The sequence below is a fragment of the Calothrix sp. NIES-2100 genome (genome assembly GCF_963875285.1).
Lineage (GTDB): Bacteria > Cyanobacteriota > Cyanobacteriia > Cyanobacteriales > Nostocaceae > Aulosira.
This window is the reverse complement of record NZ_CAWNLA010000001.1, coordinates 3,711,793-3,726,581: the sequence shown is the minus strand read 5'-3', so window position 1 is coordinate 3,726,581 and position 14,789 is coordinate 3,711,793. Positions and strand designations below refer to the sequence as shown.

The window sequence follows — 14,789 nt, the reverse complement described above, 5'->3', positions numbered from 1 at the left end:
TAACCCATCATGTACGAATCCGCTGATATCCTAGAAGCCGCCCGTTCCATCCGTCCATACCTCAGTGAATTGCTCTCAACCGCACAAGCAGAAGAGATTGACCAACAACTTGCTGATCTGCTGGCACAAGCCAACACTAGGCAACCCATCGATAACCTCATCCTGGAACTTCTAGCCGCCCAAGATGCCACCCGTGAATGGTTGTCCAGATTTCTCCAAGATAAACAACAACCAGAGCATTTGAGAAGCTTCTCTCCCTTACCTGGTCAGGGTTCAATTGTGAATGCTGCCAAATTTGTTTGTCCCCAAGGCGACTACACATGGTATCGTCCCAGAGTTGGCATTGAGCCACCCCGTTGCCCTACCCACAATCTGCCCTTAGATCAGGCATAACTGCCAAGGTGCATCATGTCCGCAAAATTCCTGGAAAGCTTTGGCAGCAAACTCGCCGAGCAATGGGTTGCCACCCTGCTCACCCCCGCCTTTGTCTTTTGGGCAGGGGGAACCGCAGCCGGACTACAGCGCTTCGGCTGGAAACGTGCTAGCACGTGGTTCAGTCAACAAAGCGAACCCCTACAAATCGCTATCCTTGTCGGCGTTTTCTGCCTGATTGTCGCCTCTGGCTTCGTGGTGCAACGCTTCGATTTGCCTGTGCTGCGTTTTCTGGAAGGCTATTGGCATCCGTGGCTGCGTCCTTTGCGTCGTTGGTTGATCGCCAGAGAAGCGAAACGCAGTCAACGGATTAGCGATCGCTGGCAAACACTTCAACGTCTCAATTCCCTCACTGCCGAACAGCGCGATGAACTGATCCAACTCGACTGGCAGCAACTCCACCTCCCCCTGCCTAACCAACTCATGCCCACTCGCCTGGGTAACATCCTCCGTGCTGCCGAACAACGCCCCTTAGAAAAATATGGATTAGATGCGATCATCTGCTGGTCACGCCTGTGGCTTCTCCTCCCCGATGCAGTCAAAAAAGACCTGCAAGAAGCCCGCGCCGACCTCAACACCGCCGTCCGCTTCTTGCTGTGGAGTCTGTTATTTATCCTCTGGACATTTTGGGCTTGGTGGGCGGCTCCTGTGGGCATTATTTCTGCCATCTTTGCTTACTATTACTGGGCAATTGATGCCGCCACAAACTATGGTGAACTAATTGAAGCCACCTTTGACCTGAATCGCCATCTACTCTATCAATCTCTACGTTGGAATTTGCCCCCCGATCCCAAGGAAGAGCGTATTGTGGGACGGCAGCTGACAGAATACTTATGGCGGGGTTTTTGATTCTAGGGAGAAGCGATCGCCTCCAAGTAGTACTAAACGCCGAGTTATATCATGTTCGGTTAAACACTTATAATATTTCAGGACTTACGCAACTGGCACATATATTCTGGTCAAGAGGAGCCAGCGCCGTGGGCGGGTTCCCCGACTTGAGGAGCCACTGCGTTGCCGGGGTTCCCCCGGTTGAAGCAAGTGGCGTGCGACTGGCGTTCAATGGTCAAGGTTTTTTGGAAATTTGACTCTTGACCGGAGGCGGAGCGGCTCCGCTCTGGACGGTTTTGGCTGAAAAAATATGACACGCAGCTTTAGTCCTAAAATAAATTTTTCCTTAATTCATGCGCCATCCCTTTCTGGTCACTGAGCTTGTCGAAGTGTAGGTGGAATAATTTCATACTTCATACTTCACAGTCTTCAGTTGAGCGCATCTGGGAATATCTTTGACAGCAACGGCAGTAATGGCAGATTATCTGACTTTGAAATTTTGCTACTCAAATGCTACTCATTAAGAAGTAAAAACAAGCTATTGTAAGCCCTCATGAAGTTTACTATCCAGAATGCTTTAATTCCTACTGATAGTGCTTATGCATTTGTTGATGTCCAGATTGTGGACGGTAAAATTGCGGCAATCGCCCCAAGTCTGAATGTGATTGGCACAGCAATTGATGGCACAGATCAGCTATTACTTCCAGGTTTCATCAACGCCCATACCCATTCTTCGGAAATGTGGCAACGCGGCGCGATTCCACCTTTACCTTTAGAATTATGGCTGGCGGAACTCTACGATTTTGCCAACCTCGATTTAGAAAAAATTTACCTCAGTGCTTTGGGAACAGCGGTGGAAACTCTACTTTCTGGGGGTACGAGTGTAGTAGATCATTTGGTGTTAATTCCGGGACTGGAGTTTGAAACTATTGCTACTGCGACGCGCGCCTACAGGGAAGTCGGAATTCGCGCCTTTATCGCCCCATTAATTCAAGATGAATCCTTAGCAGCCGGCATACCATCCGGAGAATCGCAACAAAGTCATGAGCCTTATTTTCGCTCAACTCAAGCCACCCTCGACATCATCGAAGAGGTGGTAAAGCAGTTTCATCGCCCGGATGAGGGTGTGAGTATTTTAGTTGCGCCTACGGGAATTCAACTGTGTAGTGATGCTTTATTTACTGGGTGTATTGAATTAAGCGATCGCTATAATCTTTGTCGTCACTCTCACTTACTGGAAACCAAAGCACAGGAAAAACTCGCCCAAGAGAAATACGGTTGTTCTGCTGTGGAACATCTCAAACGGATTGGCTATTTAAGCGATCGCACAACTCTTGCCCATTGTGTCTGGTTGAGTGATGCTGATATTGCTATTCTCGCAGAAACTAAATCTACAGTTGTTCACAATCCCTTGAGTAATTTGCGTTTAGGTAGCGGTATTGCCCCAATTTTAAAATATCGTCAAGCTGGAGTAAATGTCACCTTTGGTTGTGATGGCGCTTCTAGTAATGACTCACAAGATTTGCTAGAAGCTATTAAAATTGGTTCTATTTTACACAACATCACAGACTTAGATTATCAGCACTGGATTACACCCAGGCAAGCAGTCACAATGGCCTCCTTAGGAGGTGCTAAGGGATTAAATCTCGCAGATCAACTCGGTACTTTATCAATAGGTAAACAAGCCGATTTAGTACTTTACGATCTGACTAATTTATCCTTATTACCTCGTACAGATCCCATCGGGTTATTAGTGTTAGGAAGACCTAGCAATGTTGTCAATAGTGTTTGGGTAAATGGTAAGCAAATAGTCGCTAATGGCAAAGTTACCACAATCAACGTTGACGACTTGCGAAAAGAAATATTTAACCACAGCCAATGGCATAGTCAACGCCAGTCTCGGACTGTAGCCCAACTTGCAGCCCATTATCGTGCAGTGATGGGTTTACCTGAGTGAAAATTATTGGGGATTGGGAATACAATCAAAAAATTTCCCTGTTTCCCCATGTTTTTTGGTTATTATTGCCCGCCTTCACCATTGGCAACTTTGACCAACGCGATCCACACTGGAGATAAGACTTCACTGAGCTAACTTAAATGTTGGAGCTACTTGCAAGAATCACAATTAATCCTAAACAGTGTGGCGGTCGCCCCTGTATCCGTGGCATGAGAATTCGGGTATCAGATGTACTAGACTTATTTGCGGCTGGTCTGACTGCTGAACAAATCTTAGAAGAAATGCCCGATCTGGAAATGGATGACCTCAAAGCATCCCTGATCTACGCTTCACGTAAAGTTAATCATCCAGTGCTAGTTGCATGACTATTTGGGTAGATGCACACCTGTCACCTGCGATCGCCACCTGGATAACAAATACACTTGGGGTAACAGCAGTAGCTTTACGTGACATTGGACTCAGAGATGCTGAAGATCTTGAGATTTTCGAGACAGCCAAATCACAGGGAGTGATTTTGATGACTAAGGATAGCGACTTTGTTGATTTGGTAACTCGTCTTGGTTCACCACCACAAATTATTTGGTTGACATGTGGTAATTACATCAAATGCTCGATTGCAAGAGATTCTGAGTGCAACCTTACTAGACGCGCTGCAACTTTTGAGTGCAGGTGAGACATTGGTGGAGATTAGCGGGAATTAGCCGCACCATAAAAACCGACTTTTGACACCAATTTACGACAATAGGAGCGCGGTACAAATCATTGGTGTCAACTTAAGTTAAAAGGCTTATCCCACAAGCGTTTTACCCCACCCCTCAATCCCCTCCCCGTAAACGGGGAGGGGAGGTTTTGCGTCAGCAAAGCCGGGGTGGGGTAACGCGGATCTTGATTTTAAGTGAGAGAATTCGCTCATCAAGTCTTGGCAAGGGTTTCGCGTTAAGTTGACACGTATGGGTACAAATGCCCAATGCCCAATACTTATTTGCACCCCAAACTTTCCCGTGTAGAAACACCAGTAACAGGATTAATGCCATCGGCGCGATCGCATAATAAAGACACTTGATAGCGGTCAATCAACGCATCGGTAAAATCAGCACCAGTAATCACCGCATCATAAAAGCGGCTATTGGTCAAAGTTGCTTCTGTGAAAATCGCATTTTTCAGGTTAGCACTATCAAAAGTTACGCGATCGACCAAAGCACCGCTGAGGTTTGCATCTTCTAAATTTGCTTTTAATAAAACGCCTTTCGTGAGAATAGCGTTGGTTAAATTTGCTCCTTGAAAATTTGCCTCCCGCATTTCTGCTGCTACGAATTTTGCACCAGCTAAATCAGTGTAGGAAAAGTCACGATTTTCTAAATGAGTATTGTTGTAGTTGATGGTCTTTGCTTGCGCAAAAGCTGGTTTAGGAGTAAACAGCACCCATAAACCAGCCAATAGCAAAATCAGTATTAAACTCAAACAGCGTCGCCAAAATTTTTTCATAATTTTGTCCTTTGTCCTTTGTCAATTGTCAGTAGGGGCGGGTTTATTTAAATCATCGTGAAAGAGCGAGGATATCTGTGAACCCGTCCGTACAATTGTTATTTGCTACTGACTACTGACTACTGACTAATGACTAATGACTATTTCCAATCTTTACCAATCCGAATTGTCAGATCAGATTCCAAATCTCCGGTAGCGGAAACTTCGATTTGACCTAAACCAACTATTTGTTGCAGGTTAGCTCCTAGTTCTCGGTTACCTTTTTGGACAATAATTTGAGTTTGACGTTGGGTATCAGGCCAATCTGGCACTGCGTAAACACTGGTGAAGCCTTTTTCTTTGAGATATTTGATAACTTTTTCAGTTAACTGCGGTTGATTAGAAGCATTTTGAATAGCAATTTTGAGTTTAGGTACTGGTCGCGCATCGGGCTTCAGACCTGGTACATTTACCCCAACATAATCATTCAATAGGCTCTGTTGTCCAGTCATATTCAACCAATAACTATTGGGATCTTGGCTGAAACGGCTGAAGCCACCAGGTAACACAGTCATTTGGAAATTATCCCGATCTTGGTTGAGCGAGAAATTCACCAATGCCATCATTTCTTCGATTTTCAGGTTGGTATCAAAGTACTTCCGCATAATCCTGGTTAATTGCGGTAACCTGGGTAACACAGTAGGACTATTGAGCCGTTCTAATAACGCTTTGATCAGTGCTTGCTGTCGTTGTACTCTTGGCAGATCTCCCAAGCCTGGTTCGCGGTAACGCACAAATAGTTCTGCTTGTTCGCCGTTGAGTGTTTGCCAACCGCTGACCAAACTGATGGATTTACCAGAGGTATCTTGATATGACATGGATTGAGGCACGAAAACCTCTACCCCACCCAATTGATCTACTAATTGACGTAAGCCACTAGTAGAGATGCGTATGTAGCGATCGATTGGTGCATTACTTAAGGTCCGGCTGATTACCCGCGCTGCCAAAACTGGGCCGCCTTGGGCATTAGCATCGGATACTTTGGTTAATCCCTTTGCTTCGGGGATGGCAATCATCGTATCTTTAGGAATCGAAAGCACTTTAATCGATTTATCGCTGGGGTCGAGGCGCGCCATCAGCATAGTCTCGCTTTTGCCAGCAAAACTTTCCGGTGAGCCATCAACAGTACCTTTGACTGGTTCAATCCCCATAATTAAAATATTCATGGGTCTTGAAAGCTGATACTCGGAGATTTTGCCCCATAGTTCCCCAGGTAAGGGGATTTTTTGCTGTTCTTTATTACCTAGACCTGCATCTTCATCGGTTTGATCCAGATTGCTCCATAAAGGAGTCCACAACGCCAAGGTGGATACTAGCAGCCCAGATAAGACTATCCCTAAAACAACTGTTAATATCCACAACAGCCATCTGGGCATGGTCAAGCCCAACCGCTCATAAAGCTGGTTAGGTATTTCTCCTACAGATTCTACAACTTTCCGGGAAACAATAGCTGGTTCCTGGGGTGTAACCTCCGTATCTGGTGCTGGTACTTCTGGCGGTGCAACCAGATTCTCTGACCTTTGTAATTGCTGAGGCTTAACCTCATCTGCATCTAAATCTGCTACTTGTTGCGGCGTAATTTGATTTTCCGCCCATTGCATTTGTTTAATCACAATTATCTCCCCACTCAACCACTCCCTAGAAGTATGTTAATGCAAGCTACAAATCTTGCCAGTGGATAAGCCCACTGTAAACTTGTAGTGTTCTTTAGTAGGTGTGTATGACAAAATGACTAACTCATTGTTCCCTGTAATCCTTGCTGGTGGTAAAGGTGAGCGTTTTTGGCCATTGAGTCGTTCTGGGCGACCCAAGCAATTTTTAAGTCTTGATGGTAGCTCTAGGAGCCTACTACAAGCAACCGCCGATCGACTGATAGAACTCGTAAGCGGATGGGATTCTTTGTTTGTCATCACTTCTAAACAAATAGCTGAAGGAGTGCGACAACAATTGCCACAACTTCCGTCACAAAACTTATTAATCGAGTCAGAGGGAAGAGACACTGCCGCAGCTGTTGCTTGGACAAGTTTGTTAATCAAACAGCGCTATGGAGAAGACGCTGTCATCGGCTTTTTCCCCGCCGATCACTGGATTGCCGATCGAGAAGCATTTGCTAACACATTACATGCTGCTAGCTCTTTAGCGGCAAGCACAGAAGCGATTGTCACATTGGGGATCAAGCCAACTTTTCCATCAACTGGTTACGGTTATATCGAACAAGGCGCAAAAATTGGTAGCTTTAATGAGTTGCCAGCTTATCACGTCAACCGCTTTACTGAAAAGCCCAACCGAGAAACGGCGGAATCTTTTTTATCAACGGGGCGTTTTAGCTGGAATAGTGGCATGTTCTTTTTTCGAGCTGGGGTGGTTCTGAAAGAACTTTATACCCATGCACCGGAAATTATTGAACCTCTAGCACAAAATGGTCCTGATATTTATCCGCAATTACCTAAAAAAAGTATAGACTATGCTCTCATGGAAAAGACCAATTTAGCATATGTCTTACCAGTGTCATTTGCTTGGGATGATTTAGGAGATTGGAATGCGATCGAGCGCTTACTCAAAACAGAAGAGACTCCCAATGTGGAACTTGCTACCCATGTTGGGCTGGATACCAAAGGGTCACTGCTTTACGCCACCGATGACAATGACGTAATTGTTACCATAGGCTTAGAGGATGTTGTGATTGTGCGCGATCGCAATGTTACCCTCATAGTCAAAAAAGACCGTACCCAGGAAATTAAGCAGATACTCAAAACACTCCAAAGCGATCCCCGATTTACCGACTTGCTATAGCTGTAAAAGTTAAAACCCTTGGCAGAGGTTAACATTCTGCTTATTTTATTATAACTTGATCAGGGCTGCTGACTAGAGGCTAGGGACTAGGGGCTAGAGGGGACAAGGAGGACAAGGGAGACAAATAAAAAATGCCCCATGCGCCATGCCCCATGCCCCATGCCCCATGCCCAATTCCCAATTCCCAAAAATAAATGTTCTTAACTCAAACTGTTCCCCGTCAACGAGAAATTATTGAAGTAGTGCTGCGTAATGGCTGGGATTATATGCGCAGGCTACTGACTGGTGGTAAAGCTGATGAACCACAGTTACCCACACCTGCGGTGTTAAAAAATATCCTGGTGGATTTGGGGCCTGTTTATGTCAAACTCGGTCAGTTACTATCTACCCGTCCAGATTTACTCAGTGCTGGTTACATTGATGAACTATCCACGCTGCAAGATGAAGTTCCACCAGTTCCCTGGACGGAAATCGAAATCCTGTTACGCCAACAGCTAAAAGCGCCACTAGAACAAAGTTTTAAAACAGTTAATCCTGTCCCAGTAGCAGCCGGATCAATTGCCCAAACCCATCGCGCTACATTAATAGATGGTCGGGAAGTAGCTTTAAAAGTGCAACGTCCGGGAATCGATCTGACAGTTGCTCAAGATATTGCTTTAATTCAAGGGATTGCTGATTTAGTCGCCCGGACTGATTTTGGCAAAACTTACGAAATTAAATCTATTGCTGAAGAATTTACCAAAGCCCTAGAAGCTGAGTTAGATTTTACGCGGGAAGCTGGATATACAGACCAACTACGGCGGAACTTATCTCATAGTAAATGGTTTGATCCCCAACAAATAGTGGTTGCGCAAATCTATTGGGAATTAACTACAGAAAAATTAATGGTGATGGAGTGGCTAGAAGGTGTACCCATACTTTCAGCCAGATTAAATAGTAATAATAATGGTAAAGATCCCGTTCCAGAACGCAAAGCCATCACGACTTTGTTATTTAGAGCTTTTTTCCAACAACTATATATAGATGGATTTTTTCACGCCGATCCCCATCCGGGAAATTTATTCTATCTCGTAGATGGGCGGATCGCGCTGTTAGATTGTGGCATGGTGGGCAGACTAGATCCCCGCACGCAACAGATTTTAACAGAAATGCTGTTAGCGATCGTCGATTTAGATGCCCAGCGATGTGCGCAGTTAACTTTACAGCTAGCAGATTCTAGCCAGCCGGTGATTTTAGCGCGCCTAGAAAATGATTATGACCGGATGCTGCGCAAGTATCTCAACGTCAATTTATCGGAAATTAATTTTAGTCGAGTAATTTACGAAATTTTCCAAGTCGCCCGGAATAATAAAATTCGCTTGCCGAGTAATATGGGCTTGTATGCCAAAACTTTGGCTAATTTAGAAGGGTTGGCGCGGGGGTTTAATCCAGAACTGAACTTTGTCGATGAAGTTCAGCCCTTGCTCACAGATTTGTTCCGCCGCCAGTTAGTCGGGGAAAATCCTGTGCGATCGCTCTTAAGAACTGCATTGGATATTAAAAGCCTATCCTTACAATCTCCCCGGCAAATTGAACTGTTATTAGACCGAGTAACATCGGAAACATTGCAGTGGAATTTATCGCTGCGGGGTTTAGATGGTGTCCGCCGGACTATGGATGATGCTGCCAATCGCCTTTCCTTTAGCATATTGGTAGGTTCACTGATAATGGGTGCAGCAATTATATCCAATCATGCCCAGACAAGCCAACTATCTTTTTTGAGTACCATCCTGTTTGCCGTTGCTAGTTTTTTGGGGCTATGGCTAATTGTGAGTATTTTGCGCTCAGGTCGGTTAAAATGAGGCTTATGCCGATAATCGTGGCTGAAAACCTGAGCAAATTTTATCCGGTGGCGGTGAAAGAACCGGGGATTAAAGGGACAATTACCCACTTTTTCCGCCGAACTTACCGTTCTATTAAAGCAGTTCAAGATGTTTCCTTTGAAATCGCTACTGGGGAAGTAGTCGGTTTTTTAGGGCCGAATGGCGCAGGGAAAACTACTACACTGAAAATGCTGACGGGGCTGATTCATCCTTCTAGCGGGAAGGTAAGAGTAGCGGGACAAATTCCCTTTCATCGCCAAGAAGCTTTTTTACAAAAGATTACTTTGGTGATGGGACAAAAGCAACAATTGATTTGGGATTTACCGGCTTTAGATTCTTTGAGAATTAACGCAGCGGTTTACAATATTCCGGAGCGAGAATTTAAACAGCGAGTTGGCGAATTATCCGAGATGCTTTTCCTGGGAGGAAAGCTTACCCAACCAGTGCGGAAACTGTCTTTGGGCGAACGGATGAAGGCGGAACTTTTAGCCGCACTCTTACACCGTCCCCAGGTATTGTTTTTGGATGAACCTACCTTGGGATTAGATGTGAATGCGCAAGCGGGAGTCCGGGATTTTTTACGGGAGTACAATCAGCGTTATCAAGCAACTGTACTGTTGACTAGTCATTACATGGCTGACATTACGGCTTTATGTCAACGGGTGTTGTTGATTCATCAAGGAACGTTGATGTACGATGGCAGCTTAGATGAACTTTTGGAACGTTTCGCACCTTATCGAGAAATTCATGTTGAATTAGCTCAATGTTTACCACGAGAAAAACTTGCATCTTATGGTGAAGTGCAACTCTTAGAAGGGCGGAGTGTGCGTTTTTTAGTTCCCCAAGAGGTGCTGACGCAAACGGTGTCGCGGATTTTGGCTGATTTGGAAGTGGTGGATTTAAAAGTAACTGAACCGCCTGTAGAAGAAGTGATTGGTAAAGTTTTTCAGGTGGGTGTGGTTTGAGATAAAGGGTATCATGCAAGCTTCTTTAATTGGTTTTACACCATTACCATGCTTTGTGGGATTGATTGTAAAATTGGATGTACCAGGAGGATGCACAATTAAAGAAATAGCATCACGGATTTCACTACGAATAATCAACCAATCGTTTGATTCTGCAAAACTCCCTACACTGATTAAAGAAACTTCTTGAACAATCTTCATAACTAAGTTTTAGTTAATTTTATCCGGTAAGTTTTTAGCATATTTTCTAGCAAAAACTTTAACTTTATAGATGAGCAAGCTAATTGTCTAATCGTTTAAAGACTGAATTAACAGGCTAGGACGTGCAGCCTGGACAACAAGATAAAGAGCGGGATGATGAACAAATATATAGTGTTCATACTCGTACCAATTCATCTCACTCTTTTGTTGGTTACAAATTTGGCAAATAACCCACAAATTCTGAAATTCCATTGATAACCAAGGAAACTGCGCTCGCGGTAGCTTATGATCTATCGTCTTACCGCCTTTTTGGGAGTAGTGATGCTTACAAACTGGACAGTACCAATCTGAATTTTCTCTCACCCACTTTTTACTTTCTGGGGTTGTTCCACATTCATAATCACCATTAATATACCGCCAGTAATCGAATTTTCTGTAATTTTCAAAATCTTGATGAGTTAATTTGTGATACCGCTTGTTGCCAATCTTTTTAGCAAGCTCAAATAATTCTTGAAGTTCTTTGTCTTCGATATTCACGGTATATCTCACCTAAATATTATATTTTTATATATTTTTTGTGGCGATATCTCTTTTTGGAGCTTGTACTAAAATCAATAAATTCTACTTCTGTATCAGGAAACTGCTGGTCTATTTTTTCGGCAATCTCGTTGACTTCTATAGCTAATTTGTGATTGAATTCTGATATTTCTTGACTTGTGAGATATTTATTGCCAATCCGATCGGCTTCTAAAAATAATTCTTCGAGCGTCAATTCGGCAAATTGATGTTTATTCAAAAATTCTTCTATTTTAGAAAAAAGATTAATCACATTATCCCAGCCAATGTTTTTATAAGAATTTTCTTGGAGCCAAGCTTGCTCTTCTTTATGAAGCTTGGTTCTATTTTTTGAGTTAGTGATTTGCACATCACGGTAACTCATTCCCTGGAAAAATATTTGACAAGGTTTTTTATGAGTCATGGAGTCATTTGGTTATCCTAATGTTGATTTAAACATATTCATTAATGCTTGGCGAATTTCACTGTCTTCATATCGCAGAAGTTTTTTAGTATCTATAGCTAGTCTGAGCTTAATGGCATCAACTAAATTTTTCAAGGCTTTATTATCCTTTTTAAGTTGGTCATTTAGTTGAATCAGCTCATGATTTTGAGAATTGATAGTCTGGAATTGGCTATCTAAACTTTTAATTTCGGCAGCGTATTTTTCCCTTTCCTGTTTTTGAGACTTATTTAGTTGGTCAATTTTTGCCGTATATTCCTGATGATTCTGATGAATTTCTTTATTCTTCTTGGTTATCGTACCTTTATGCGTAGCTTGAAGCCGCTGGCGATTGACTAGTTCAGAACCAGCAAAAGGTGAAATCCCTCTGCGAATGCTAAGTTCATCAGGATTGGTATTAAAGTTAATTAATTTCAAAGCCCGCTTAGCATCCGCTTGTGCCCATCCCTCACTTTTAAGTAGCTTAAGAGCCTGTGATTTATTCACGGTGTTCTGAGATAATTAATGTTCAATATATTCTGGTTTGATAATATATTGTACCCATGTGATTAGTTAGACTAACAATTGCAGTCTTAAATGGTGGGGAAATGTAAACGAATGACTGAGCATGAGGTGAGCACAAAACTGAGCACTTCTACTACAGAAACAGACCTACGCTGAATGTAGAAAACAATAGCGTAAGGTTACTAATATGACTCAAATTCTAGAACGCCAAGCTGGTGGCTTATATGTTCAAACTCCTAACCAACAGCAAATTGCTTTTCCCCTGAAGCACACGGAAGTAGAAGCTAAGGTTACAGGTAACATCTCACGGGTGGAAGTTACCCAAAGCTTTGAAAATCCTTTTACGACTACCCTAGAAGCTGTTTATATTTTCCCGTTACCAGATGAAGCGGCTGTTGATGATATGCTGATTCGCATTGGCGACAAGACTATCAAAGGTAGTATTAAAAAACGCCAGGAAGCACAGCAAATTTACGAGCAAGCGAAGCAACAAGGACGCACGGCGGGGCTGCTGGAACAGGAACGGGACAATATTTTTACTCAATCCCTGGCTAATATCAAACCAGGTGAGCAAATTGACGTGATTATTCGCTACTCTGATAGCTTGAAATTTGAGGGTGGAAATTATGAGTTTGTCTTCCCAATGGTGGTAGGGCCGCGTTACATTCCAGGGACAACTATTGAGGAAAATGCTGTAGGCGGTGGTTCGGCTTCTTTCCCGATGATATCTAATCAAGATACGGATTTAGTACCAGATGCTTCGCGGTTGAATGCGCCGATTTTGCCATTGGGTACGCGATCGCGTCATGATATCAATGTGACGGTAGAAATTGATGCGGGTGTAGACATTCATGATGTGCGATCGCCTTCTCACCAAATTCAAATTTCTTACGAACAACAGCGCGTACTGGTAAAACTTGGGGGTGGCGATACAATCCCCAACAAAGACTTGATTTTACGTTACCAAGTCGCTGGAAATTCCACTCAAGCAACTATTCTCACCCAAGCTGATGAACGCGGTGGACACTTTGCACTATACCTGATTCCGGCTCTTGAGTACCGTCCAGAACAGGTGGTTCCTAAAGATATGGTGTTTCTCATTGATAGATCTGGTTCTCAAAGTGGCGCACCATTGATGCAATGTCAGGAATTGATGCGGCGTTTTATCAATGGACTCAATCCTCATGACACTTTTAGTATTATTGATTTCTCCGATACCACTCAGCAACTTTCGCCTGTTCCTCTCGCCAATACTTCACAGAATCGCGCTTTAGCAATTCAGTATATCAATCGATTAAACGCAGGTGGCGGAACGGAGATGTTACGGGGTATTCGCACAGTTTTGAACTTCCCAGTCACAGATCCCGGACGGTTGCGCAGTATTGTACTGTTGACTGATGGATATATTGGTAACGAAAATCACATCCTTGCAGAAGTACAACGTCATCTCCAACCAGGAACCCGTCTCCACAGCTTTGGTGCTGGTAGTTCGGTGAATCGCTTCTTACTCAATCGCATTGCGGAATTAGGAAGGGGTATTTCTCGCGTCATTCGTCACGATGAACCAGTCGATGAAGTGGTGAACAAATTCTTCCGCGCCATTAATAATCCGGTTCTCGCCAACATTAATTTGCAATGGGAAGGTGATGGTACAGCGCCAATGATGTATCCTTCTACACCTCCTGATTTATTTGCTGAACAGCCGTTAGTGCTATTTGGACGCAAACCAGATAGTCGTGGAGGTAAACTGCATATTAGCGGGATTGCTGCGGGTGGTACGCGCTATCAACAAACCTTTAATGTGAATTTTGAGACAACGGGTAATACTGCGATCGCGCAACTTTGGGGACGTTCCCGCATCAAGGATTTAATGAATCAGATGATGAATGGTGAAACCAAGTCAGGCGTGGAAGCAGTCACAGATACAGCGCTGACTTATCAACTATTATCGCAGTATACCGCCTTTATTGCTGTGAGTGATGATATCCGAGTCAATCCTGCTGAAGCTTCTATATCTGTGCAAGTACCTGTAGAAATGCCAGAAGGTATCAATTATCAAGGTATATTTGGTAGTGCTGCACCAACAATGTTGAATGCTCAGTCTGACGCACCTGAATTTTTAACACTCGCAAGAATGCAGCCTGCTGCGCCACCATCTCCAGCGCCGATGTCTCCCCCTCCGCCAATGGCTGCAATACCGCCAACAGCAATACCTTCTTTTGAAAAAACAGAGTTACCAAAAGTAGAAAGAGTCAGGGCTAAAAAGGAAGCTTATCCTGCGGTTCCAGGTAGGGCAAATTTTGAAACAGAAAGCAAACTTTCAGAATTTGTTCCTGTTTGTCATCTGCAAATTTTGAGTGTGTCAGGATTAAATCAAGAGATGGTTTCTCTACTCACTAAACATTTGCAATCAGTTCAGGTTTCTACAGCTTTTAATGGCGATTTAGTCTTTGATTTGCAAATCAGTAAAGGAAGGGTGAGACAGGTGATATTGGATGAGCAATTCTCTTCTTTGAAGGATGAGAATGTGATTGAAATAATCAGGCGATCGCTTTTAACTTGGCTAGCTCCAAAAACGCTAACAACTACGGTGATTCTGACAATTAGAATTCAACCTTAATCAATTCATAACTACCGGGGGCTACCCCGGTTTTTCATGTAATACCAAACTGCAATCTAAAACGTAACATTGAATCTTACACAAG

General features: G+C 43.5%; 16 protein-coding genes. 10 read left to right on the top strand and 6 right to left on the bottom strand.

From position 1 onward, the window contains the following. Window positions 1-9: 9 nt before the first annotated feature. From AACU32_RS15315 to AACU32_RS15290, 6 genes are all read left to right on the top strand, one after another. Window positions 10-393 (top strand): hypothetical protein, encoded by a 384-nt coding sequence (locus AACU32_RS15315; RefSeq protein ID WP_096600836.1) that lies wholly within the window; start codon window positions 10-12, stop codon window positions 391-393. Window positions 394-408: 15 nt separating this feature from the next. Further along, window positions 409-1,281: a hypothetical protein gene (locus AACU32_RS15310; protein ID WP_096600834.1), complete on the top strand. Its 873-nt coding sequence runs from the start codon at window positions 409-411 to the stop codon at window positions 1,279-1,281. Next, window positions 1,266-1,517, top strand: coding sequence for a hypothetical protein (locus tag AACU32_RS15305; protein WP_096600832.1), 252 nt, complete (start codon window positions 1,266-1,268; stop codon window positions 1,515-1,517). The genes AACU32_RS15310 and AACU32_RS15305 overlap by 16 nt, the downstream gene beginning before the upstream one ends. A gap of 296 nt (window positions 1,518-1,813) precedes the next feature. Beyond that, window positions 1,814-3,217, top strand: coding sequence for an amidohydrolase (locus tag AACU32_RS15300; protein WP_096600830.1), 1,404 nt, complete (start codon window positions 1,814-1,816; stop codon window positions 3,215-3,217). A gap of 140 nt (window positions 3,218-3,357) precedes the next feature. Then, complete coding sequence (locus AACU32_RS15295; protein WP_096600828.1) at window positions 3,358-3,582, top strand: DUF433 domain-containing protein; 225 nt, start codon at window positions 3,358-3,360, stop codon at window positions 3,580-3,582. Next, window positions 3,579-3,890, top strand: a complete 312-nt coding sequence (locus AACU32_RS15290; RefSeq protein WP_339377928.1) for a DUF5615 family PIN-like protein — start codon at window positions 3,579-3,581, stop codon at window positions 3,888-3,890. The genes AACU32_RS15295 and AACU32_RS15290 overlap by 4 nt, the downstream gene beginning before the upstream one ends. Window positions 3,891-4,195: 305 nt before the next feature. On the opposite strand, the gene AACU32_RS15285 is transcribed toward AACU32_RS15290, so the two are convergent. Both AACU32_RS15285 and AACU32_RS15280 read right to left on the bottom strand, forming a co-directional pair. Further along, window positions 4,196-4,702, bottom strand: a complete 507-nt coding sequence (locus AACU32_RS15285) for a pentapeptide repeat-containing protein (RefSeq protein ID WP_096600826.1) — start codon at window positions 4,700-4,702, stop codon at window positions 4,196-4,198. Window positions 4,703-4,842: 140 nt separating this feature from the next. Then, window positions 4,843-6,354 carry an LCP family glycopolymer transferase gene (locus AACU32_RS15280; RefSeq protein ID WP_096600824.1) on the bottom strand — a complete coding sequence of 504 codons (1,512 nt, stop codon included), beginning with the start codon at window positions 6,352-6,354 and terminating at the stop codon, window positions 4,843-4,845. A 115-nt stretch (window positions 6,355-6,469) separates the two neighbouring features. Here AACU32_RS15280 and AACU32_RS15275 point away from each other — a divergent pair, with 115 nt between their 5' ends. The 3 genes from AACU32_RS15275 to AACU32_RS15265 all read left to right on the top strand — a co-directional run bounded on the left by AACU32_RS15275 (window position 6,470) and on the right by AACU32_RS15265 (window position 10,361). Continuing rightward, window positions 6,470-7,534 (top strand): mannose-1-phosphate guanylyltransferase, encoded by a 1,065-nt coding sequence (locus tag AACU32_RS15275; protein WP_096600822.1) that lies wholly within the window; start codon window positions 6,470-6,472, stop codon window positions 7,532-7,534. A 194-nt stretch (window positions 7,535-7,728) separates the two neighbouring features. Beyond that, window positions 7,729-9,375: an ABC1 kinase family protein gene (locus tag AACU32_RS15270; protein ID WP_096600820.1), complete on the top strand. Its 1,647-nt coding sequence runs from the start codon at window positions 7,729-7,731 to the stop codon at window positions 9,373-9,375. A 5-nt stretch (window positions 9,376-9,380) separates the two neighbouring features. Next, on the top strand, window positions 9,381-10,361 hold the full coding sequence (locus tag AACU32_RS15265; RefSeq protein ID WP_096600818.1) for an ATP-binding cassette domain-containing protein: 981 nt from the start codon (window positions 9,381-9,383) through the stop codon (window positions 10,359-10,361). Here the strand turns inward: AACU32_RS15265 and AACU32_RS15260 are convergent. The 4 genes from AACU32_RS15260 to AACU32_RS15245 form a co-directional block, all read right to left on the bottom strand. After that, window positions 10,296-10,562 (bottom strand): hypothetical protein, encoded by a 267-nt coding sequence (locus AACU32_RS15260; protein ID WP_339377926.1) that lies wholly within the window; start codon window positions 10,560-10,562, stop codon window positions 10,296-10,298. The two genes, AACU32_RS15265 and AACU32_RS15260, sit on opposite strands and share 66 nt — an antisense overlap. An 87-nt stretch (window positions 10,563-10,649) precedes the next feature. After that, a complete protein-coding gene (locus AACU32_RS15255; RefSeq protein WP_339377925.1) occupies window positions 10,650-11,099 on the bottom strand; it encodes an HNH endonuclease in 450 nt (149 codons plus the stop codon). Window positions 11,100-11,118: 19 nt separating this feature from the next. Then, complete coding sequence (locus tag AACU32_RS15250; protein WP_339377924.1) at window positions 11,119-11,541, bottom strand: hypothetical protein; 423 nt, start codon at window positions 11,539-11,541, stop codon at window positions 11,119-11,121. Window positions 11,542-11,553: 12 nt separating this feature from the next. Next, on the bottom strand, window positions 11,554-12,066 hold the full coding sequence (locus AACU32_RS15245; RefSeq protein ID WP_096600814.1) for a hypothetical protein: 513 nt from the start codon (window positions 12,064-12,066) through the stop codon (window positions 11,554-11,556). 205 nt (window positions 12,067-12,271) lie between these two features. Here AACU32_RS15245 and AACU32_RS15240 point away from each other — a divergent pair, with 205 nt between their 5' ends. After that, window positions 12,272-14,704 carry a VIT domain-containing protein gene (locus AACU32_RS15240; protein ID WP_096600812.1) on the top strand — a complete coding sequence of 811 codons (2,433 nt, stop codon included), beginning with the start codon at window positions 12,272-12,274 and terminating at the stop codon, window positions 14,702-14,704. The last annotated feature ends 85 nt before the right edge of the window (window positions 14,705-14,789 follow it).

Coding starts and splice junctions, on each gene's coding strand:
- AACU32_RS15315 (WP_096600836.1), top strand. CDS start 10: ATGTACGAATCCGCTGATATCCTAGAAGCCGCCCGTTCCATCCGTCCA.
- AACU32_RS15310 (WP_096600834.1), top strand. CDS start 409: ATGTCCGCAAAATTCCTGGAAAGCTTTGGCAGCAAACTCGCCGAGCAA.
- AACU32_RS15305 (WP_096600832.1), top strand. CDS start 1,266: ATGGCGGGGTTTTTGATTCTAGGGAGAAGCGATCGCCTCCAAGTAGTA.
- AACU32_RS15300 (WP_096600830.1), top strand. CDS start 1,814: ATGAAGTTTACTATCCAGAATGCTTTAATTCCTACTGATAGTGCTTAT.
- AACU32_RS15295 (WP_096600828.1), top strand. CDS start 3,358: ATGTTGGAGCTACTTGCAAGAATCACAATTAATCCTAAACAGTGTGGC.
- AACU32_RS15290 (WP_339377928.1), top strand. CDS start 3,579: ATGACTATTTGGGTAGATGCACACCTGTCACCTGCGATCGCCACCTGG.
- AACU32_RS15285 (WP_096600826.1), bottom strand. CDS start 4,702: ATGAAAAAATTTTGGCGACGCTGTTTGAGTTTAATACTGATTTTGCTA.
- AACU32_RS15275 (WP_096600822.1), top strand. CDS start 6,470: ATGACTAACTCATTGTTCCCTGTAATCCTTGCTGGTGGTAAAGGTGAG.
- AACU32_RS15270 (WP_096600820.1), top strand. CDS start 7,729: ATGTTCTTAACTCAAACTGTTCCCCGTCAACGAGAAATTATTGAAGTA.
- AACU32_RS15265 (WP_096600818.1), top strand. CDS start 9,381: ATGCCGATAATCGTGGCTGAAAACCTGAGCAAATTTTATCCGGTGGCG.
- AACU32_RS15260 (WP_339377926.1), bottom strand. CDS start 10,562: ATGAAGATTGTTCAAGAAGTTTCTTTAATCAGTGTAGGGAGTTTTGCA.
- AACU32_RS15250 (WP_339377924.1), bottom strand. CDS start 11,541: ATGACTCATAAAAAACCTTGTCAAATATTTTTCCAGGGAATGAGTTAC.
- AACU32_RS15240 (WP_096600812.1), top strand. CDS start 12,272: ATGACTCAAATTCTAGAACGCCAAGCTGGTGGCTTATATGTTCAAACT.